Here is a 20,858-nt window from a genome sequence, read left to right on the forward strand (position 1 = left end):
ACCCCGCCGCTCTCCCGTGCGGGGGCCGTTCCCCGGCCCCCGCGCGCCCCCCCCCCGCGCCGTGGTGGGCCCCCCCCCGCCCCCCCCCCACGGCTCGTGCGGTGTGACGTCAGTCGAGCTGGATGTAGTCCAGTTCCGCGTAGCCCGTACCGCCGGCGAAGTACGGAGCGCCCTTCGCCAGCCGGATGACGTTGTATCCGGCGTGCAGGTCGACCGTGGTGGCGACGGTGGAGCCGAACCGACCCCATCCGGCGGTCGGCGGATAACTGACGGTGTGCCAGGCGCCGCCGTCGTAGGCCAGCCCCTGCGTCGACGTCGCGCCGGTGCCGTTGGCGTATCCGATCGTCATCGTGTACGTGCGGGCGGTCGGCACGTTCACGACGAAGTCCACGTAACTGTCGGTGCGCGGGTCTCCCGTGTTGTCGATCCGGCCGACGTAGCCGCCGGCCGAGGCGGTGCCGGCGGTGAGCCGCTGCGCCCGGAAGACCGAGGCGTTCTCGGCCTCGTAACGGTGCTGGTAGGCGGGCACCCCGCTGGTGGGCTCGACGACCAGGTGGTAGGCGCTGCCCGCGTCCATGTTCGGCACCGGCACGGTGATGGCGCCATTGGTGACCGTGTACGTCGCCGTCGAGATGTCGGTGGGCGCGGACACGGCGGTGAACCGCCCGGAGGCCGGTGTGGACTCCAGATGCACCCGGACGGTCTGGCCGAGCGAGGACAGGCCCGAGACGCGCACGTCGTTCGTGCCCGACGCGTTACCGAAGGCCACATTGACGATCTTGCGGGTGGGATCGAAGGCGGCGAATCCGTCCAGGCCGGTCTGGTCGGCCGGGGTGGTGGTGACCATGGTGCCGGCCATGTCGCCATACCACTTGTACAGCCACCAGCTGCCGGTCGGCTGGTTGTTCGTCACGAGGCCGTTGACGGTGCCGTACTCGTACCAGAAGGCGCGGTCGGCCGACTCGACGCCGGCCCGCTCGAACTTCGCGATGTAGCTGGACACGCGGCCGGGCACATCGACCTCGTTCGTCCACGCGTATTCGTTGATGGAGATGCGCCGTGGGCTGATGCCGAGTGACGATTCCATGGCGCGGTAGGCCGCGACCTCCGACGCGATGTTCGCGGCGTTCCATTCGTGCCAGGAGACGACGTCGGGCAGCGCGCCCCGGTCCTTGGCATAACTGAGGAAGGACTGCATGTAGGAGGCCTTCCAGGACGACAGGCTCGGGCCGACGATCGGGGTCAGCGAGTCGAGGGAGCGCACCTCCTGGTATGTGCGCACCCAGCCGGCGTTGAAGTCTCCGGCACTCGCGGTGTTCCACGTCCCGTCGGGCTCGTTCCAGAGCTCCCACCCGGCGATGTTGCTCACGGAGGTGGCCGCCAGCCGCTTCTTGACCATGGTGTCCACCTTGGACAGCCAGTCCGACCAGCTCACCCACTTGTACGGGAAGTCGGGGTAGATGTCGGGCATCCGGACGAACTCGGCGGCACCGACCCGGTCGGCCTGCGGCGCGACGAGCAGCGAGTCGCAGCCCGGTGGCTGACCGTTGGGCTTCTGGCCGACGCCGGGAGCGGGCTGGGTGAGGGTGTTCATCGCGATGGGCAGCAGCGTCGAGTCGGCCGGCCGGTTGTTCTCGGCGAGAGCGTAGAGGCCGCCCGACGCGACATGCGTGACGGGCCGGTACGGTGCCGCGGCGTTCACCACCAAGGTCGTTCCCGCGGCGTGCGCGGGCGTGACCGGGCCGGCCACCGCCAGGGCGGCGGCCGCCAGCGCCGCCGTCACGGCGGCGCGGAGTGTTCGCTGGTACATCGGATCCTCGCTAACTTCGATCGCGGCGTGGCGGTTCCGGCCGTCGCGTCTGCCGCGGAGCCAGAACGTCCCCGCCGCCTGACGGGGGAGCGGACGTCGAGCGGACGTCCATCGGTGCGAGCGGTGGAGGAGGATGTAGGAAACTTCGGAAATCGATTGCCCCAGAGGCTAAAACGCGGACTATTAGGCGTCAAGGGCGCGTTTCCCCTCGATTTCGCGTCCTCCATCGGATCACCCGTCAGGTGCGAGGAAAGTCCGAGAGCGCGTCAAAAAGGAAAAATCAGCGAGGAAAGTTTCGGAAAATAGGAAAACCGGTGCTACCGGTGGGCGGGGAGCGGTCAGGCCGTGATGGGCGCGGCCAGATTCTGCTTGACGCCCCGGCTGAGATCGTCAGCGATGATCTCCGCGGTGTCCGCGGCGAGTCCGTCGAGCGCGACCTTGGCAATCACCGCCGGATCGGACTTGTCGGCCGTGATGGTGGAGGTCATGTCGGTCTCCATGTAGCCGACATGTAGCCCGGCGACCCGGATCCCCTTCGGCGCGAGCTCCTGGCGTACGGCGTTGGTCATCGCCCATTCGGCGGCCTTGGCCGCGGAGTACGCGCCGGACGCCGGAATGTGCACCCAGGAGAGCACGGACAGGATGTTCAGGATGGCGCCGCCGCCGTTGGCCTCGATGATCGGAGCGAACGTACGGATCACGCCCAGCGTGCCGAGGTAGTGCGTGTCCATCTCACGCCTGATGTCCTCGAGATCGCCGTCGATCAGGGACGACCTGGTGGAGATGCCGGCGTTGTTGATCAGGAGCGTCGTGTCCGTGGCCACCCTGGCCGCCTCCTGTACCGACGCCGGATCGGTGAGGTCCAGCCGCAGCGGTACGGCACCGGGCACGTCCACCGTCTCGGGCCGCCGGGCGGCGGCGTACACCTTGGCCCCACGGTCGAGGAGCTGGGCGACGAGATGCCGGCCGAACCCCCGGTTGCCACCGGTCACGACCGCCACCGAATTTTCGATCTTCATGACTTCCCTCTTTCGAATACGGCGGCTCAGGCCGCCATGCTCACCCGACTGCTTCAATATGACCGGTCGTCTTAAAGGATGTCAAGCGGCCCCACCTGGGTTGACAGGGTTGAGACGACCGGCCATATTTGCTGCGGAGGTGGGTCGTCATGGGCAGACGTGGCGTACGCGAGGAGATCGTCGAAGCGGCACTGGAGCAGTTCCACGTCCAGGGGTACAACGCGGCCGGCGTGAAAGTGATCACCGATGCGGCGGGCGTGCCGAAGGGGTCGTTCTACAACCACTTCGACAGCAAGGAGGCGCTCGCCGTCGTGGCCCTGGAGCGGTACGGCGCAGGGCGGCCCCTGCACGAGCTGACCGGCGGCGAGGGCGAGCCGCTGGCCCGGCTACGCGCGCATTTCGAGGCGCTCCGCGACGCCGTCGTGCGCTACGACTTCACGCGTGGGTGCCTCATCGGCAACTTCGGCACGGAGATCGCCGACCACAGCGACGTCATCCGCGAGGCCGTCCGTCAGAGCCTCGCCCAGTGGACGGACGCGATCGCCGCGGTGCTCACAGACGCCCGGGACGCCGGCGCCCTCCGTGCCGGACTGGATCCGCGGGCCACGGCCGGCTTCCTCGTCAACGCCTGGGAGGGCTCCCTCATCAGGGCTCGCGCCGACCGCTCCACCGACGCCCTCGAGTCCTTCTTCATCCTGATCTTCGACGCGCTTCTCGCGAAGGACGGCCCCGAGGCACGCTGAGGGCGGCGGTCGCGCCGACCTCGCCGGTCCCGCGCGGGGGTCAGCGTTCGACGAGGGTGAGGGCGAAGGTGTAGCGGCTGGCGCGGTAGACGTGGGTGCCGTACTCCACCGGGCGGCCCTTGTCGTCGTACGCGATGCGGGTCATGGTCAGCAGGGGTACGCCGCGGCGTTCGTCGAGCAGGCGCGCCTCGGGGGCGGTGGCCCCGCGCGCGCCGATCGTCTGGTTGGCGATGCGGAGGTTGACCCCGGCCGCGCGCAGCAACTCGTACAGCCCGCGGGCGGCCAGGTCCTCCGCCGTCAGCGTGACGAGGTCGACGGGGAGGTAGTTGGTGAGCAGGGCGAGCGGCTCGTCGCCGGTGAGCCGGAGCCGGCTCAGGCGCAGGACCTCCGTGCCGGGGGCGATGTCGAGCTTCCCGGCCACTTCGTCGTCGGCGGGCAGGGTGCCGAGCTCCAGCACGCGGGTCGAGGGGCTACGGCCGGAGGCGAGAAGGTCGTCGTAGAGGCTGGTCAGCTCGATCGAGCGCCGCACCTGTGCCTGCACGACCTGGGTGCCGACGCCGCGCTTGCGGACGAGCAGGCCCTTGTCGACGAGGTGCTGGATCGCCTGCCGGATCGTCGGCCGGGACAGCCCGTAGCGGTCGGCGAGCAGGATCTCGTTCTCCAGGCGGCTTCCGGGGGGAAGGCGACCGTCGCGGATGGCCGCCTCGAGCTGCTGCGCCACCTGGAAGTACAGGGGGACGGGGCTGCTGCGGTCGACCGAGACCGCCGGCCGGTGCACGGCCATTCTGTCCATGTGCGCCTCCGGAATCCCCTGGAAAGCCCGCTCACCGGCAGCGCCGCAAGCTGTGACATCACGATGTCCGGACAAGGTAGCCGTCACGCGGGCTCCGTCGCACATCGCCCCGCCCGGCGACCATCCTCTGGTAAAAGCTATTACCTCCTAATGTCAGGACAAACTCTTGACATGGGATGAATTCCTGCGGAGGCTGGATGCCACGACGGTGAACGAACGGCAACGTCGTCGTCACGCCGGGGTCACCCGGCGAGGTTCCCGAGGAACCGATGTTCCGGAGGTGCATCCGCTCGGTGAGTCCGCACGATCTGATCACCATGGGACGGGTCAGCGTGGACGTTTACCCGCTCCAGGTGGGCGTACACCTGGAGGACGTCGAGACGTTCGGCAAGTACCTCGGTGGCAGCCCGACGAACGTCGCGGTCGCGGCCGCGCGACACGGCCGCCGTACGGCGGTGATCACCCGGACCGGGGAGGACCCGTTCGGCCGGTACATCCACACCGCGCTGCGGGGGTACGGCGTCGACGACCGGTTCGTCACCGCCGTACCCGGGCTGCCGACGCCGTTGGCGTTCTGTGAGATCTTCCCGCCGGACGACTTCCCGCTGTACTTCTACCGCTACCCGAAGGCCCCCGACCTGGAGATCCACCCCGAGGAGCTGGACCTGGCGGCCATTCGTGCGGCGCGGGTGTTCTGGGCCACCGTCACCGGCCTGTGCGAGGAGCCGAGCCGTACGGCGACGCTCGCGGCGCTGGCCGCCCGGTCCCGGCAGCGGGACACCGTGCTCGACCTGGACTACCGGCCGATGTTCTGGTCGTCGCCGGAGGAGGCGAGCGGCTGGGTCGGCCAGGCTCTGGAGCACGTCACGGTCGCCGTCGGCAACGTCGAGGAGTGCGAGGTCGCCGTGGGGGAGCGCGAGCCGTACGCGGCGGCGGAGGCGCTGCTGGACCGCGGCGTCCGGCTGGCGATCGTCAAGCGCGGGCCCAAGGGCGTGCTGGCCGCGAGCCGCACGGGCTCCGGCGGAACGGACGTGGTCGAGGTGCCGCCGGTCGAGGTGGAGGTCGTGAACGGGCTGGGCGCCGGCGACGCGTTCGGCGGGGCGCTGTGTCACGGCCTGCTCGCCGGCTGGGACGTCGAGCGGACCGTACGGTTCGCGAACGCCGCGGGCGCGATCGTCGCCTCCCGCCTCGCCTGCTCCCCGGCGATGCCCACCACCCCCGAGGTCGACCAGCTCGTCGCCGGTGGCCCCATGCCGAGTGCTCCGGAAGGGGCGGCGGATGATCATTGAAGCGTTCGCCGATCGGGTCGCGGCGCTGGCCGAGGTCCGGGCCTCCCGGCCGGAGGCGGTCGCCGAGGCGGCCGCGCGGCGGGTACGGCGCGGGTCGCTTCTCGGCCCGAACGGCCGCCTCATGATCCTGGCCGCCGACCATCCGGCGCGCGGGTCCCTCGGCGCGGGTGACCGCCCGCTGGCCATGGCCGACCGGCGGGACCTCCTCGAACGGCTCTGCCTCGCCCTCGGCCGTCCCGGGGTCGACGGCGTGCTCGGCACCCCGGACGTTATCGAGGACCTGCTGCTGCTCGGCGCGCTCGACGAGAAGGTCGTGATCGGCTCGATGAACCGCGGCGGCCTGGCCGGGTCGGCGTTCGAGATCGACGACCGGTTCACCGCCTACGACGCACCGGCCATCGCCGGTCAGGGTCTCGACGGCGGCAAGATGCTGCTGCGCATCGACGACGCCGACCCCGCGACCGCCCGCACGCTGGAGTCCTGCGCCCGTGCGGTCTCGGAGCTGGCCGCCGGCCGGCTGATGGCCATGGTCGAGCCGTTCATCTCCCGCCGAGCCGACGGCCGCGTGCGCAACGTCCTCACCCCCGACGCCATGACGCGCGCCCTCGCGATCGCCTCCGGACTCGGGACGACCTCGGCGTACACCTGGCTGAAGGTCCCGGTCGTCGAGGACATGGAGCGCGTGATGGCCGCCTCGACGCTGCCGGCCCTGCTGCTCGGCGGCGAGGTGCCCGACGACCCCGACGCCGCGCTGGCCGGCTGGCAGCGCGCACTGCGGCTGCCGACCGTCAGGGGCCTGGTCGTCGGCCGCAGCCTTCTCTATCCTCCGGACGACGACGTCGCCCGCGCCGTCGACGCCGCCGTGGAGGTCCTGGGATGAAGCACTACCTGCCCGCGGGCAGTACCGGCGCCCGGCCGTACACCCTGGAGGTCACTCCGGAGACCGCCGGCTGGACGTACTCGGCGCTGCGGGTCCTCGAGCTCGACGGCTCGCACACGTTCGAGACCGGCCCGTACGAGACGCTGGTGCTGCCGCTGTCCGGGTCGTGCCGGGTCGCCTGCGACGGGGAGACCTTCGAGCTGCGGGGGCGCCGCGACGTCTTCTCCCGCGTCACCGACTTCGCCTACGTTCCGCGCGACGCGTCGGTCACGGTCACGGGCCATGGGCGGTTCGCGCTGCCCGCCGCCCGATGCGAGAACCGGCTCCGCGCCCGGTACGGCCCGGCCGAGGCCTGGGTGCGCGGCACCTGGGAAGGACAGGAGACCGACCCCCGGCTGCCCCTCAGCTCGACCACCGAGAGGGAGACATGAGGCTGACCGTAGGACAGGCGATCGTCCGGTTCCTCGCCGCGCAGTGGTCGGAGCGGGACGGCGTGGAGCAGCGGTTCTTCGCGGGCTGCTTCGGGATCTTCGGGCACGGCAACGTCGCCGGTGTCGGGCAGGCACTGCTGGAGGCACAGCGGACGGGCGGTCCCGAGCTGCCCTACTACATGGCCCGCAACGAGCAGGCCATGGTCCACGCCTCGGTCGGGTTCGCGCGGATGAAGGACCGGCTGCAGACCTTCGCGTGCACGTCCTCCATCGGCCCGGGCGCGACCAACATGGTGACCGGTGCCGCGCTGGCCACCATCAACCGGATCCCCGTCCTGCTGCTGCCCGGCGACATCTTCGCCACCCGCGCCGCCGACCCGGTGCTGCAGCAGCTGGAGGATCCCCGGTCCTCGGACGTGTCGGTCAACGACGCTTTCAAGCCGGTGTCCCGGTACTGGGATCGGATCAACCGGCCCGAGCAGCTCCCATCGGCGCTGCTCGCCGCGATGCGGGTGCTCACCGACCCCGCCGAGACCGGCGCGGTCACGCTCGCCCTGCCCCAGGACGTCCAGGCCGAGGCGTACGACTGGCCGGAGGAGCTGTTCGCCCGGCGGGTCTGGCACGTCCCGAGGCCGGTCCCCGAGCCCGCCGAGTTGGAGCGAGCGGTTGAGGCGCTGCGCGGCGCCGAGCGGCCGCTGATCGTCGCGGGCGGCGGCGTCACCTACTCCGACGCGGCGGACGACCTGCTGGCCTTCGCCGACGCCACCGGCATCCCGGTCGCCGAGACGCAGGCGGGCAAGGGCTCCGTGCCGTGGGACCACCCCTGCGCGGTGGGCGGCGTCGGGGCCACGGGCACGCCGGCCGCGAACGCCCTCGCCCGGGAGGCCGACGTCGTCCTGGGCGTCGGCACCCGCTACAGCGACTTCACCACCGCGTCCCGCACCGTCTTCGCCCACCCGGACGTACGATTCGTCAACCTCAACGTCGCGCGGTTCGACGCCGTGAAGCACTCCGCCGTCCCCCTGGTCGCCGACGCGCGGGCGGGGCTGCGCGCGCTCACCGAGGCGCTCGCCGGACACCGCGTCGACGCGGCGTACGCCGAGCGCGTGCGGCGGCTCGCCGAGGACTGGGCGCGGGTCGTCGACCGGGCCTACCACTGCGGGCACCGGCCGCTGCCCGCGCAGACCGAGATCCTCGGTGCCCTCAACGAGATCGCCGGCCCCCGCGACGTCGTCGTGAACGCCGCCGGCAGCATGCCCGGCGACCTGCAGATGCTCTGGCGGGCGCGCGACCCGCGCCAGTACCACATCGAGTACGGCTACTCCTGCATGGGCTATGAGATCGCCGGAGGCCTGGGGATCAAGATGGCGGACCCCGGCCGGGAGGTGTTCGTCCTCGTCGGCGACGGGTCGTACCTGATGATGGCCCAGGAGATCGTCACGGCGGTCTCCGAGGGGATCAAGCTCACGATCGTGCTCGTGCAGAACCACGGCTTCGCGTCGATCGGCGCGCTGTCGGAGTCGCTGGGATCCCAGCGGTTCGGCACGAGCTACCGGTATCGCGACCCGGAGACGGGCCTGCTCGACGGCGAGCTGCTCCCGGTGGACCTGGCGGCGAACGCCGCGAGCCTCGGCGCGGACGTGCTGCGCGCCACGACCGTCGAGGAGTTCCGTACCGCACTCGAACGCGCGAAGGAGGCGAAGGTCACCACCGTGGTCCATGTCGAGACCGATCCACTGGCACCGGCGCCCGACTCGGACGCCTGGTGGGACGTCCCGGTGGCGGAGGTCTCGGCCCTGGAGAGCACCCGGAAGGCGCGGGCCGACTACGAGGCGGCCAAGGCCGCGCAGCGTCACCATCTCGGAGGCAACGCCGCCCCGACAGAGTGAAGACGGAGAGACGCGATGTTCAGACCAGACAGGCGGGCGGGCATTCTCGTCGCGGGGCTCGTCCTCGCCTTGAGCGCGTGCAGCAGCCACGGCGGCAAGAAGGCCCAGGAGACCGCGGAGAACCCCGCCGCCGGTCACGCGAACACCCCTCGGATGAAGATCGCCCTCGTCACGCACCAGGCACCCGGTGACACGTTCTGGGACATCGTCCGCAAGGGCGCGCTGGCCGCCGCCGCCAAGGACAACGTGCAGCTCATCTACTCCAACGACCCGGACGGCGACAAGCAGTCCACCCTGGTGCAGAACGCCATCGACAGCAAGGCCGACGGCATCGCCGTCACCCTCGCGCACCCGGACGCGATGGCGGGCGTCGTCAAGAAGGCCGTCGCCGGCGGGATCCCGACCGTCGCGATCAACGCGGGCCTGGACCAGTGGCAGAAGATGGGGATCCTCCAGTACTTCGGCTCCGACGAGAGCATCGCCGGGGAGAGCGCGGGCAAGCGGCTGAGCGGCGAAGGGGCCAAGCACGTCCTGTGCGTCCTGCACGAGCAGGGTCAGGTGTCCCTGGAGGCGCGCTGCGGCGGCCTGACCAAGGGCTTCTCCGGCAAGACCGACAAGGTGTACGTCACGGGGACGAACATGCCGTCCGTACGGTCCACCATCGCCGCCAAGCTGAAGCAGGACAAGAGCATCGACCGGGTCGTTGCCCTCAGCGCCCCGATCGCGCTGACCACGCTCCAGTCGGTCAAGGACGCCGGGAGCTTGGCCAAGGTCGCCACGTTCGACATGAACCCGGCCATGGTCAAGTCCGTCCAGGACGGCCAGATCGAGTGGGCCGTCGACCAGCAGCCCTACCTCCAGGGCTATCTGGCGGTCGACTCGCTGTGGCTCTACAAGACGAACGGCAACGTCATCGGCGGCGGTAAGGCGACGCTGACCGGGCCGTACTTCGTCGACAAGACCAACGTCGCCGCGGTCGCCACGTTCGCCTCGCGTGGTACGCGGTAGCGACGGCGCCGGGGACCGGCCGTCGCCGGTCCCCGACTCCTCCGAGCCCTGGAGGTGCTCATGAGTCACGCAGTGCAGGTCGGCGAGGCCCCGCCGCCGTCCGTGCCGGACGAACGGCTCGCCCGGCGATCGCCGCTCGCCCGCCTGCTGGCGCGGCCCGAGACCGGTTCGCTGGCCGGCGCGGTCGTCATCTACGTCTTCTTCTTCGTCGTCGCCGAGCCGTTCCGCGGGCTCGACTCCCTGGCGACGATCCTGTACGCCAGTTCGACGCTCGGCATCCCGGCGGTCGGGGTCGCCCTGCTCATGATCGGCGGTGAGTTCGACCTGTCGGCCGGCGTCGCCGTGACGACCTCGTCGCTGGTCGCCTCGATGCTGAGCTTCCAGCTGACGCTGAACGTCTGGGTCGGGATCGCCGTGGCGCTGCTGCTGGCGCTGGGCGTCGGCGCGCTCAACGGCTACCTCGTCATGAAGACCGGGATCCCCAGCTTCCTCGTGACGCTGGCGACGTTCCTGATGTTGCAGGGCCTGAACCTCGCCATCACGAAGCTGATCACCGGCAACGTCGCCAGCCCGGACATCTCCAATATGGACGGCTTCGGGTCAGCGCAGAAGATCTTCGCCGAGGAGTGGAACGTCGGCGGGCTGTCCCTGCGGATCAGCGTCCTGTGGTGGCTGCTGTTCGCCGCGATCGCCACGTGGGTGCTCCTGCGGACGCGCGTCGGCAACTGGATCTTCGCCGTCGGGGGAGCGCAGTCGAGCGCGCGGGCGGTCGGCGTCCCGGTCCGGGGAGTGAAGATCGGCCTGTTCATGACGGTCGGATTCCTGTGCTGGTTCACCGGCATGAACCTGCTGTTCTCCTTCAACACCGTGCAGTCCGGTGAGGGCGTCGGCAATGAGTTCCTGTACATCATCGCCGCCGTCATCGGCGGCTGCCTGCTGACCGGCGGGTACGGCTCCGCCGTCGGCGCCGCGACCGGCGCGTTCATCTTCGGGATGACGACCCAGGGCATCGTGTACGCGGGCTGGAACCCCGACTGGTTCAAGTTCTTCCTCGGCGCGATGCTGCTCGGCGCCACCCTCCTCAATCTCTGGGTCCGCCGGCGAACGGAGGCCTCGCGATGACCGACACCATGACCGAGACGCCCCTGGTGCGTCTCACGGACTGCGAGAAGCGCTACGGCAACATCATCGCCCTGACCGGCGTGTCGCTGGAGGTCCACGCCGGCGAGGTGACCTGCGTGCTCGGCGACAACGGCGCCGGCAAGTCCACCCTGATCAAGATCATCGCCGGGATGCACCAGAACGACGCCGGCACGTACGAGGTCGAGGGGGAGCGGGTGCGCTTCGCCTCCCCGCGCGAGGCGCTCGAACGCGGCATCGCGACGGTGTACCAGGACCTGGCGGTCGTGTCGCTGATGCCGGTCTGGCGCAACTTCTTCCTCGGCTCGGAGGTCCGCAAGGGCGCGGGCCCGCTCAGCCGGCTCGACATCGGCTTCATGCGGCGCACCACCAAGTCCGAGCTGGCCAACATGGGCATCGACCTGCGCGACGTCGACCAGCCGATCGGCACCCTGTCCGGTGGCGAACGCCAGTGCGTGGCGATCGCGCGGGCGGTCTACTTCGGCGCGAAGGTCCTGATCCTGGACGAACCCACCGCCGCACTCGGCGTGAAACAGGCCGGCGTCGTACTCCGCTACATCGTGCGCGCCAAGGAACGCGGACTCGGCGTCATCTTCATCACCCACAACCCGCACCACGCCTACCCGGTCGGCGACAGCTTCCTCATCCTGAACCGCGGCCGTCCGCTCGGCGACTACGCCAAGGACGAGATCACCCGGGAGCAGCTCACCGCGCTCATGGCCGGCGGCGAGGAGCTCGAGCAGCTCAGCCACGAACTCGAAGGCGCCGCCGCCACGGACGCCGAGCTCGGCAAGGTCGCGCAGGAGCTCGAGCACGAGATCGCCGAGCTGTCGGGCCGCCCGACGCCACCCGAGCGGGACACGCGCTAGGGGTATCCGGTGGATCTTGTTCGCAGCCGGACGAAGATTCACCGGACACCCCCTTAGACCCCGCTGGGAGCGTCGCCGTTTCCGTCCGCCCGGAAACGGCGATCTTCCCGCGACCAACGGAGGAGGAACAGTGGAGGCCGGTCCGAGGGAACGGGTGATCGGTGTCGGGGTGATCGGCGCCGGCTGGATGGGGCACGCGCACGCCCGCGCGTACGCCCGGCTGCCCCACCACTATCCCGAGCTGCCCGTACGGCCGCGCCTCGTGGCGGTGGCCGAGACCGTGCCCGCCCAGCTGGCGGACTTCGCGTCCCGGTACGTCCCCGACCGCCGCTACACCGACTGGCGGGACCTCCTCGCGGATCCCGAGGTCGAGGCGGTCAGCGTCACCGCCCCGAACGCCCTGCACAGCGAGATCGGCGTGGCGGTCGCCGAGGCGGGCCGCCATCTGTGGATCGAGAAGCCGGTCGGCCTCACGGCCGGGGACGCCCGCGCGGTGGCCGAGGCCGTGGCCAAGGCGGGGGTCCGGTCGGCCGTCGGGTTCAACTACCGCAACGTCCCCGCCGTCGACCGCGCCCGCCGCCTCATCGCCGAGGGCGCCATCGGCGCGCCCACCCACGCCCGCGTCCACCTGCTCACCGACTACGCCGCGCATCCCGCCGGCGCGCTGACCTGGCGGTTCCTGCGGGAACACGGCGGCTCGGGCGTGCTCGGCGACCTGGCCTCCCACGGCGTCGACCTCGTCCGCTTCCTCCTCGGCGACCTCGAGCGGCTGGTCGCCGACACCGCCGTCTTCGTGCCCGAGCGGCCGCTCGCCGCCCCCGGCGGCAGCCACTACGCGATCGCCGCCGCGGGCGGGCCCGTCGGCGCGGTGGAGAACGAGGACTACGTCTGCGCCCTGCTGCGGACCCGCGCCGGGGTCCGGGTGACCTTCGAGGCGGGCCGCGCCGAGGTGGGGGAGCAGAACACCTACGGCTTCGTCGTCCACGGCACCACGGGGCTGGTCGGCTGGGACTTCCGGCGCGCGGGGGAGCTGGTGGTCTCCGCCGGCGGGGACTATCAGAACGAGCCGGCGACCACGGTGTTCGCGGGTCCCGGCGACGGCGAGTACGCGCGGTTCCAGCCCGGAGCCGGGATCGCGATGAGCTACGACGACACCAAGGTGGTCGAGGCCGCCGGCTTCCTGCGCAGCGTGGCCGAGGGCGTCCCGCACGGTGCGACGATCGAGGACGCCGTTCGCAGCGCCGAGGCCCTGGAGGCGATGGAACGCTCGGCCGCCACCGCCGCGTGGATCGCGCTGTTATCGCCGGAGGCCGACCGGCGGGTGATGCCACCGATCGCACTCCCCCGGGAACGCCGACGTCCTGGAAGCCGGAACTGTCGGTGGGCGTGGCTAACATGCCCGTCATGATCTTGGTGACGGGAGCGAGCGGCACCGTGGGCTCGGCACTTCTGGAGACACTGTGCGCCGCCGGGCATCCGGTCCGGGCCGCGTACCACGCGCAGCGCGACGTCGACCGTGAGATCACCGCCGGTCGGGACGCCGTCCGGATCGACCTGGGCGAGCCCGCGACGCTCCCGCCGGCGCTGAACGACGTCGAGGCGGTGTTCCTGGTCGGCGCGATGGGCCGTGACCAGACCCGCCAGGAGCTCAACCTGATCGAGGCCGCGACCGTCGCGGGCGTTCCCCGGGTCGTCAAGCTGTCGGTCTGGCGGGCCGACGAGGAGCTGACGCCGATCGCTCGGCTCCACCGACCCTCGGAGCTGGCGCTCCAGGCCTCCGGCCTGGGCTACACGTTCCTGCGGCCGAACTTCTACATGCAGAATTTCACCCGGCAGTTCGCCGCTTCGATCCGGACGGCCGGCCGGTTCGCCCAGCCCCGCGCCGATGCCCCTATCAGCTTCGTCGACGTCCGCGATATCGCCCGGGTCGCCGCCCGCGTGCTCACCACCGACGGCCATGAGGGCCGCGCCTACGCCGTCACGGGCCCCGAGGCGCTGACCTATGACGCCGCCGCCGAGGTGCTCTCACGGGTCCTGGACAGGCAGGTCCGCTTCGTCGGGCTCTCCGATGCCGACGCTCGGGCCGCCATGCTCGAGCGCGGCCTGCCCGCGTACTACGCCGACGCACTGATCGAGGTGAGCCGCGCGTACCGGGACGGCGGCGCGGAGACCGTCACCGCGACGGTCCGCGATCTCACTGGCCGCCAGCCGACGACCTTCGAGCAATTCGTCCGCGACCATCGCGCCGCATTCACCTGAGCCGTGGACCCGTAGCGGAAGCACGGTGTGTGCGCGGCACTTCGCACCAGCCTGAAACGTCCAGGACCGGTCATATCCCCGTCAACGCTTGCGTCAGCGGGTCGAAGGTGCCGAAGAGCGGTAATGTTCCAAACGCGCTGCGTAATTACTGCTGATAGGCTGCAGCGGTTTCGACACCGGCGATGAAGACGGCGACGGCGGTGTGGCCGGACCGCTGAATGCCGAGTGGAAACAAGACCGGCGACAACTCCGCGGAAAGTCTTTACTCTCGCAAGTCAACCTAGCCGGGCCTGGCAATAGAGCCCGATTTCTGCGGAGCGTGTATGGACTTTCGCAAGAAGGCGTCGGCCGTCGCGGCGGCCGGTGCACTGGCCACCATCACCACCCTCGCCGCGGGCGGTCCGCCCGCAGTGGCTCAGGCCGCGCCGGGGTCGGCGGCATCCGACACCCCGATCACCCATGAGCAGAATCCACGGGTTCCCGAGGGGGCGGCGTGGACGCAGGCGTACTTCCCGTCCTCCGACGGCAGCGGCGTCGTGCTGCACGCCGACGTGCTGCGCCCGGCGAACCTGCCGGCCGGGGCGAAGACGCCGGTGATCCTCTCGGTGGGCCCCTACTTCGCGCACGCCGGGCAGACCGGTCCCGAGGGGTGGGACCGGGCCGGACCGTCGGCGCGCTTTCAGGACTTCATCAACGGCGCCGGCCTGATGGCACGCGGCTACACCTTCGTGATGGTCGACCTGCGCGGCTTCGGCGGGAGCACCGGGTGCCTTGACTGGGTCGGCCCGGGGGAGCAGGCCGACGTCCGGGCCGCCATCGAATGGTCGGCAAGCCAGGCCTGGTCGACCGGCAAGGTGGGCATGTACGGCAAGTCCTACGACGCCGTCACCGGGTTGGTGGGCAACGACCTCAAGCTGCGAAGCCTGAAGGCGGTCGTCGCGCAAGAGCCGGTCTGGAACATGTACAACTACCTGTTCAGCAACAGGGTGCCGCGTCCGAACGTGACCGGCACGCCGATGGCGTACAACTCGATCGCGACGATGCCGCCAATGGCCGACGACAGCGACCAGTACAAGGCGAACGCGGAGTACGAGAAGACCCATCCGAAGTGCCTGAGCGACAACATCACCAACAACAACGATCCCGACCCGCATTCGGCATACTGGAGCGCCCGCGACCTGGCCGCTCACGCGGTCGGCACCAGCACGCCGTTGTTCGTGACCCAGGGTTTCATCGAGCCCAACACCAAGCCCGAGGACATCGCGGAGTACCTGGGTGACCACCGGGGCCGGGAACGCGGTTGGCTCGGCCAGTGGGAGCACGTCCGGGGTAACGACACCGACGCGAGCGGCCGACTGTCGCAGGGCCGCGCCGGCTGGTTCAACGAGGTGATGCGGTTCTACGACCAGTACCTCCGCGGCATCAAGCCGCCGGTGACCGACCCGGCGTACGCCATCGAGGACAGCAGCGGCCACTGGCGCGCCCAGCCGACCTGGCCCGTGACCACGACGTCGTACCAGGCGCAACTCTCCTCCGGCCGGTACGTCGACGACGGCGGCGGTGCCTCGGCGGCTGCCGGCGCGGCGGACCGTGGCCGCTGGGACATGGAGCGGGCCCCGCGGCTCCAGGCGCTGTCTCCTGCCGAGAAGAACGCCGCCCGGCGGAGCGCCGCCGCCGACTCCAGCTACTGGACCTGGTCCACGCCCGCGTCCCAACCGCTCCGGCTCACCGCCACACCGCGGATCACGCTCAACGCGGGCGCGAGCGGGAACGTGATGGTGCGCCTGTGGGACGTCGCTCCGGACGGCACGGCGACGATGTTCGACGAGAACGTCGCACTGCTGCAACGCAGCGGACGGATCTCATTCGACCTGAAGGCGACCGACTGGACCTTCGAGCGAGGGCATCGGCTCGGGGTCCAGATCGGGACCATCAGCTCGACCGGCTGGCTGGACGTTCCCTCGGGTCACACGATCGCGGTCTCCGGCGCGCGGCTCGCCCTGGCCATGCAGAACCCGCGGTCGGACGTGCCGACCCAGGGTGACCGCTCGCCGTACCTGGACCAGTACCTCGCGGCGAACAAAACCACGCTCGGCAACGTCGGCAACGGCACCTTTCCGCTGAAGTTCGCGTGGGGCCGCTGATCACACGGCCACCGGCACACAGCGGCCGCCCGGCACGCGCCTCAGCGCGTGCCGGGCAGCCGGTGCGATAATTCAGCGCAAACCCCCCGACCCCATAGGTTCGGAGGGCTCAGAAGAGTGCATCGGGCGTTGACCGTTCAGAGATTTTAGCAATGTCGGGTCATCGGTGGCCCATTGGGTCCGATACGCGAGAGGAGCTACCTGAAAATCGAAGAAGTAGCGGCGGCAACAGCCTGACGCGGATCATTCGCAGACTTCACGAAATTCGTGAAACGCGAGTACTGTCGCTGTGTGGAGGACACTGAACTCGCCGGAGTGCAGAAGACCCTCAGCCCCGTGCTCAAGGCCAAAGCACTGGACAACCGGCTACCGGACCCGATCCTCGGCGACGAATACGCCGAGCAGGCGATGCGCCGCCTCGACCCCGACTACGACAAGCGCCGATTCGGCACCAGCCAGATGGGCCTCGCCGCCGTGGTGCGCGCCAAGGCCCACGACGACTGGGCCCGCTGCTTCCTCGCCGATCATCCCGACGCGGTGATGCTGCACCTGGGCTGCGGCCTGGACGCCCGGGTATACCGGATCGACCCGCCCGCCACCGTCGACTGGTACGACTTGGATTACCCCGCCGTCATCGAACTGCGGAAACAATTCCTGCCGCCGCGCGAGCACTACACCCTGATCGACTCCAGCGTCACCGACCTGACCTGGCTGGAACGCATCCCCCGCGGCCGGCCGGCGCTGATGATCGCCGAGGGACTGGTGCCTTACCTGACTGAGGCTGACGCCCGGCGGCTGCTGACCAGCGTCGTCGACGCCTTCCCCACCGGCCAAATACAGTTCGACACGGTGTCGGTCTGGGCGCAGCGCACCTCGAAATGGGACCCCCTCGCGCGCAAATACAACGCCCAGTTCCACTGCGGCTTCAACGACCCGGCCGCACTGGCCGATTGGCACCCACGGCTCGAATACGTCGACGAGGCGCCGATGAACGACTCACCGATGCTGATGGCCAAGGCGCCCGCGAACGTACGCCGCATGTATCGCCTCATGAACCTGTTCCCGGGCTTCAAACGGTCCACCCGCATCGTGCGGTTCCGGTTCTAACGCACCAACGGTAAATACCGGCTGTACACCAGGAGGATGAACGCAGGGATCTCGTTGCTTCTGGCCGCGATCTGACGCTGGGCGATCACAATCTGGTCGTCGTGGCGTACGGCGCCCAACAGGTGCACCACGGCGTCGCCGCTGCGGCCGTCGCGGAGGGTCTGGCCGTCCAGGGTCAGGCCGACCAGGGTCAGGCCGACCAGCGCCGGACGGGAGACGCGGGAGGTGGTGTGCGGCGGGCTGGAGTGGGATCGGCGGTGAGGTGCGCAAGGTGTACGCCGCCTGCCCGCGACGGTCGACGTCCCGACCTGCCGGACGAGCGTTCGGCTTCGGGCGGGCCAAGGCCTGCCGCCTCGCCCGCGAGGGTAACTCCCATGCAAGGTCACCAGGATCGGCCGCAACGGCCGCGTCTTGGCCGCCGGGCGTTCAATCCCACGGACGAACCATGGACAAATAATCGAGGGCCGGTCTCCGCTGAGCGGAAACCGGCCCTCGACCTTGCTCTTTATGTCGGGACGGCGGGATTTGAACCCACGACCCCTTGACCCCCAGGCGTTTTATGCGGACATTTCGCCAGCACTCCCAGGGTTGCTAGCTGTTCTGACAGTCCCTCACCGAGCGGGAGTGTTCGTCGTCGTTCGTCGCGGTTGTCACGCAGTTAGTCACCCGTGAGATGTCCAGCTTGGAAGTAGAGGCGCACCTCCGCGCTCTCACCTCCGCGTTCGCTGAGCTGCGGTGGCGTGAATCCTTCGCCGTCATTCCCCCGTGAGTCCCGCCCGGTGACCGATCGATCTGGCACGCATCTGGCACGATCCGGGGATGACGTGCATGGCTGCGCGATGCACGTAGTGCATGTATTGAGCTCGATGTGTCGTCGGGCGTGCGATCCAGGCCCAACTCCGGACAGTTTCTTAACGCGCGGTCAAGAGGGCCGCAGCTGTCTCCCATCGTTGGGGGCAACAAAGAAGGACTGAAGGGGATGTTTTATGTCCACTCAATTGGCGGACCGCCACTCGAAGCGGCGTCCGTACAACAGCGGGTTATCCGTAACGATCCGTACCTTCGGGTTCACGTACCCCGAGGGGATGCCGGAGGTGCCCTCCGCAGCTCTCGTGCTCGACCTCAGGACACTTCTGCGCAACCCGCCGGACGACAACCCGACACTCCTGGAGATGACCGGCCTGGACGAGCCCGTGCGACAGCATGTGGCTAACACCGACGGTGCGGAGGACATCATCTGCGACACCGTGGGAAAGATCAAGGCTCTCGCCTCGGGATGGGCAATGGGGTGGTTCGACGGGGACGACATCGTCATCCTGATCGGTTGCAAGTACGGTCACCACCGGTCCGTGGCAATCGGTGAAATCATCAAGGAGATACTCACCCATCTCGGCTACACCTGCGCCATCGACCACCGCGACTACATGAAGCCGATGCGGTAGCGCCAACTATCAGTCTCTGGACGGTCTTCGAACTGTCCAGAGACTGACCCATTTCATCCGTTGCAAAGCGACGATAGTCATGTCCTGATCGCGAGTTGCGGGTTCAGCAATCTTGAAAGAGACGCATCGAGCGGTCGGCTCTGCCAATACGTGGGGAGCGGGCGACGGGAACCGAACCCGTGTAGGCAGTTTGGAAGCAGAGGCCCACCTCCGAACTCTCACCTGGGCGTTCGCTGACCTGCACAGCATCGGGCTTCTCACCGCAAGTCCCCGTGAGTCCCAGCGGACGACCGACCCATCTGGCACGAAACTGGCACACGCCAACTGGGAGAAGCAACGGCTGGAACATAGAGGGCGCGCCCCCACTTGCCTAGCCACACCCTGTTAGCAGATGCCCGCTCGGTTGCAGGGTGGCTCCGACTCCGGGCCGGTCACCCGGAACCTGCGCATCACCGAGGTCCCGACGGGGCACTCCCAACACTTCGCGATTCGATCGTCGGTAAACGGCTCCGCTTGCGGAAGCGGCTGTAACCCTCACAGTCATCCCTAGGCCCTCACATCAGTCTGGGCACAACACAAACAGGGATAAGGGAGTTTCACGATGAGCGATAACGTGATCACCAACAAGCTCGACGACGGCAGCAGCGTCATCACTTGCGAGGACGCCGACACTGCCGACGGCAGCGTCCACGTCGACGGCGAGCTCACCACCTTCTTCGAGAAGGTCGCCGACGGCCAGGTCCGGGCCATCAGCATCCCCAACGGTGGCACCGCCACATTCGAGGAGGTCGGCAGCCGCGTCTGCGTCGCAGAGGACGGCACCGCCTTCGTCAAGAAGGTCGCCAATGGCGGCGTCGTTCGCGTCTTCGGCACCGCCATCGTGGAGGAGGTCGGCAAGGGCGGCCTCGTCTACGTCGACGGCTACGCCATCGTCAAGAAGGTCACCGATGGTGGCTTCGTCCGCTTCGTCAACGGCGGCAACGGCATCGTCGAGGAGGTCCGCGACGCCGGCCACGTCATCGACCGCGGCCGCGACGTCATCGTCCAGACCGTCACCGACGGCGGCGTCGTCGGCGTCTACAACACCGCCATCGTCGATGAGGTCGGCAAGGGCGGCCAAGTCTGGGCCGCCGAACGCGGCAACCCCTTGGTCAAGAAGGTCGCCGACGGCGGCTTCCTCGACATCTACATGACCGCCACCGCCACCGTGGTGGAGGTCGGCGACGGCGGCACTGTCCGAGGCACCATCATCCGGAGCTGACCAAGCGCCCACACGGGGCTATCACTGAAGACCTAGCCCCAAAGCCACGGGAGAGGTGACCTCCTCTCCCCCGCGAACAACTCGGCCTCCCCTCACCACACGGTGATGGGAGGCCGATCTGCGTCCTCAACCCCCTGGGCTCGTCCCCTGGATGTCCTGGGACGCGCCTAGTGCGGTGGCCACATACGTTCACCGGGTCTGGTGACACGCCGGTCGGCGTCCGTGATGGCGGGGCTTGTCGGCCTCAGTCTCGATAGCGACCAGGTCGCTATGGGAAGTGGGGTCATCGGGTGGCAGAGCCGGTTCGGGCGCGGCGGTTGACCGATCAGGAAGGTCAGAGGCTGACCCAGATCGTGCGGCGAGGCAACGAGGGGCTGGCCTGCCTGGACCCTAAGTGGGCGGGCGGCCGTCCCCGCCTGATCAGCACCGATGATGTCGAGTTCATCGTCGAGACGGCCACCACGCGCCCGGCCGTGCTGGGACGCCCGTTCACGCATTGGAGTATCCGCAAGCTCGCGGACTATCTGGCCACCGCCGACGCCACCAAGCCCGCGCCCGCCAAAGCCACTGCCAGCGACAAACCCTCGAACAAACGTGAAGATCACCATCTACAGCTGGAGTACTAGTACTACAGTGAGCTTTCTGGGTTTATGGTTCTGTTGTGACAGAGGTGGCGGTTAGCGACGTTGAGTCGTGGGTGTCGGGGTTGGACGCATTGTTCGCTCGGGTCGCGGCCAGGTTCGGGCGGGTGGAGCCGCGGCGGCAGGCGCGAGC

At 69.3% G+C, this 20,858-nt stretch carries 17 protein-coding genes and 1 pseudogene; 15 read left to right on the plus strand and 3 right to left on the minus strand.

Features of this window, described 5'->3' with window-relative positions:
* Positions 1 to 109: 109 nt before the first annotated feature.
* Positions 110 to 1,810 (minus strand): CBM35 domain-containing protein, encoded by a 1,701-nt coding sequence (locus AB0I04_RS52880; RefSeq protein WP_360903866.1) that lies wholly within the window; start codon positions 1,808 to 1,810, stop codon positions 110 to 112.
* 338 nt (positions 1,811 to 2,148) lie between these two features.
* Positions 2,149 to 2,829: an SDR family oxidoreductase gene (locus AB0I04_RS52885; RefSeq protein WP_360903869.1), complete on the minus strand. Its 681-nt coding sequence runs from the start codon at positions 2,827 to 2,829 to the stop codon at positions 2,149 to 2,151.
* 149 nt (positions 2,830 to 2,978) lie between these two features.
* On the opposite strand from AB0I04_RS52885, the gene AB0I04_RS52890 reads away from it, so the two are divergent.
* On the plus strand, positions 2,979 to 3,572 hold the full coding sequence (locus tag AB0I04_RS52890; protein ID WP_360903872.1) for a TetR family transcriptional regulator C-terminal domain-containing protein: 594 nt from the start codon (positions 2,979 to 2,981) through the stop codon (positions 3,570 to 3,572).
* A 40-nt stretch (positions 3,573 to 3,612) separates the two neighbouring features.
* Here the strand turns inward: AB0I04_RS52890 and AB0I04_RS52895 are convergent, their stop codons facing one another.
* Complete coding sequence (locus AB0I04_RS52895; protein ID WP_360903914.1) at positions 3,613 to 4,356, minus strand: GntR family transcriptional regulator; 744 nt, start codon at positions 4,354 to 4,356, stop codon at positions 3,613 to 3,615.
* Positions 4,357 to 4,634: 278 nt separating this feature from the next.
* On the opposite strand from AB0I04_RS52895, the gene iolC reads away from it, so the two are divergent.
* The 14 genes and pseudogenes from iolC to AB0I04_RS52965 all read left to right on the plus strand — a co-directional run.
* Complete coding sequence (gene iolC / locus AB0I04_RS52900) at positions 4,635 to 5,654, plus strand: 5-dehydro-2-deoxygluconokinase (protein WP_360903875.1); 1,020 nt, start codon at positions 4,635 to 4,637, stop codon at positions 5,652 to 5,654.
* Positions 5,644 to 6,534 carry an aldolase gene (locus AB0I04_RS52905; RefSeq protein WP_360903878.1) on the plus strand — a complete coding sequence of 297 codons (891 nt, stop codon included), beginning with the start codon at positions 5,644 to 5,646 and terminating at the stop codon, positions 6,532 to 6,534. The genes iolC and AB0I04_RS52905 overlap by 11 nt, the downstream gene beginning before the upstream one ends.
* Entirely contained in the window at positions 6,531 to 6,965 is a 435-nt protein-coding gene (locus tag AB0I04_RS52910; protein WP_360903881.1) for a 5-deoxy-glucuronate isomerase, read from the plus strand. Before AB0I04_RS52905 ends, AB0I04_RS52910 begins: the two co-directional genes overlap by 4 nt.
* Positions 6,962 to 8,854, plus strand: a complete 1,893-nt coding sequence (iolD, locus tag AB0I04_RS52915; RefSeq protein WP_360903884.1) for a 3D-(3,5/4)-trihydroxycyclohexane-1,2-dione acylhydrolase (decyclizing) — start codon at positions 6,962 to 6,964, stop codon at positions 8,852 to 8,854. The genes AB0I04_RS52910 and iolD overlap by 4 nt, the downstream gene beginning before the upstream one ends.
* Positions 8,855 to 8,869: 15 nt before the next feature.
* Positions 8,870 to 9,862 carry a sugar ABC transporter substrate-binding protein gene (locus tag AB0I04_RS52920; RefSeq protein ID WP_360903887.1) on the plus strand — a complete coding sequence of 331 codons (993 nt, stop codon included), beginning with the start codon at positions 8,870 to 8,872 and terminating at the stop codon, positions 9,860 to 9,862.
* A gap of 60 nt (positions 9,863 to 9,922) precedes the next feature.
* The gene (locus AB0I04_RS52925) at positions 9,923 to 10,984 is read left to right on the plus strand and encodes an ABC transporter permease (protein ID WP_360903890.1); all 1,062 of its coding nucleotides are present in this window, start codon (positions 9,923 to 9,925) and stop codon (positions 10,982 to 10,984) included.
* Positions 10,981 to 11,871 (plus strand): ATP-binding cassette domain-containing protein, encoded by an 891-nt coding sequence (locus AB0I04_RS52930; protein ID WP_360903893.1) that lies wholly within the window; start codon positions 10,981 to 10,983, stop codon positions 11,869 to 11,871. Before AB0I04_RS52925 ends, AB0I04_RS52930 begins: the two co-directional genes overlap by 4 nt.
* A gap of 130 nt (positions 11,872 to 12,001) precedes the next feature.
* On the plus strand, positions 12,002 to 13,279 hold the full coding sequence (locus tag AB0I04_RS52935; RefSeq protein ID WP_360903896.1) for a Gfo/Idh/MocA family oxidoreductase: 1,278 nt from the start codon (positions 12,002 to 12,004) through the stop codon (positions 13,277 to 13,279).
* The gene (locus AB0I04_RS52940; protein WP_360903899.1) at positions 13,276 to 14,130 is read left to right on the plus strand and encodes an SDR family oxidoreductase; all 855 of its coding nucleotides are present in this window, start codon (positions 13,276 to 13,278) and stop codon (positions 14,128 to 14,130) included. Before AB0I04_RS52935 ends, AB0I04_RS52940 begins: the two co-directional genes overlap by 4 nt.
* 323 nt (positions 14,131 to 14,453) lie before the next feature.
* A complete protein-coding gene (locus AB0I04_RS52945) occupies positions 14,454 to 16,274 on the plus strand; it encodes a CocE/NonD family hydrolase (protein WP_360903902.1) in 1,821 nt (606 codons plus the stop codon).
* Positions 16,275 to 16,565: 291 nt separating this feature from the next.
* Positions 16,566 to 17,381 (plus strand): class I SAM-dependent methyltransferase, encoded by an 816-nt coding sequence (locus AB0I04_RS52950; RefSeq protein ID WP_360903905.1) that lies wholly within the window; start codon positions 16,566 to 16,568, stop codon positions 17,379 to 17,381.
* Positions 17,382 to 18,367: 986 nt separating this feature from the next.
* Positions 18,368 to 18,823: an RNase adapter RapZ gene (locus tag AB0I04_RS52955; protein ID WP_360903908.1), complete on the plus strand. Its 456-nt coding sequence runs from the start codon at positions 18,368 to 18,370 to the stop codon at positions 18,821 to 18,823.
* 601 nt (positions 18,824 to 19,424) lie between these two features.
* Entirely contained in the window at positions 19,425 to 20,084 is a 660-nt protein-coding gene (locus tag AB0I04_RS52960) for a hypothetical protein (protein WP_360903911.1), read from the plus strand.
* A 290-nt stretch (positions 20,085 to 20,374) separates the two neighbouring features.
* A pseudogene (locus AB0I04_RS52965) lies at positions 20,375 to 20,611 on the plus strand (helix-turn-helix domain-containing protein); the annotation flags it as partial.
* Between the last annotated feature and the right edge of the window lie 247 nt (positions 20,612 to 20,858).

Source organism: Actinoallomurus sp. NPDC050550 (assembly GCF_040655075.1).
Taxonomy (GTDB): Bacteria; Actinomycetota; Actinomycetes; order Streptosporangiales; family Streptosporangiaceae; genus Actinoallomurus.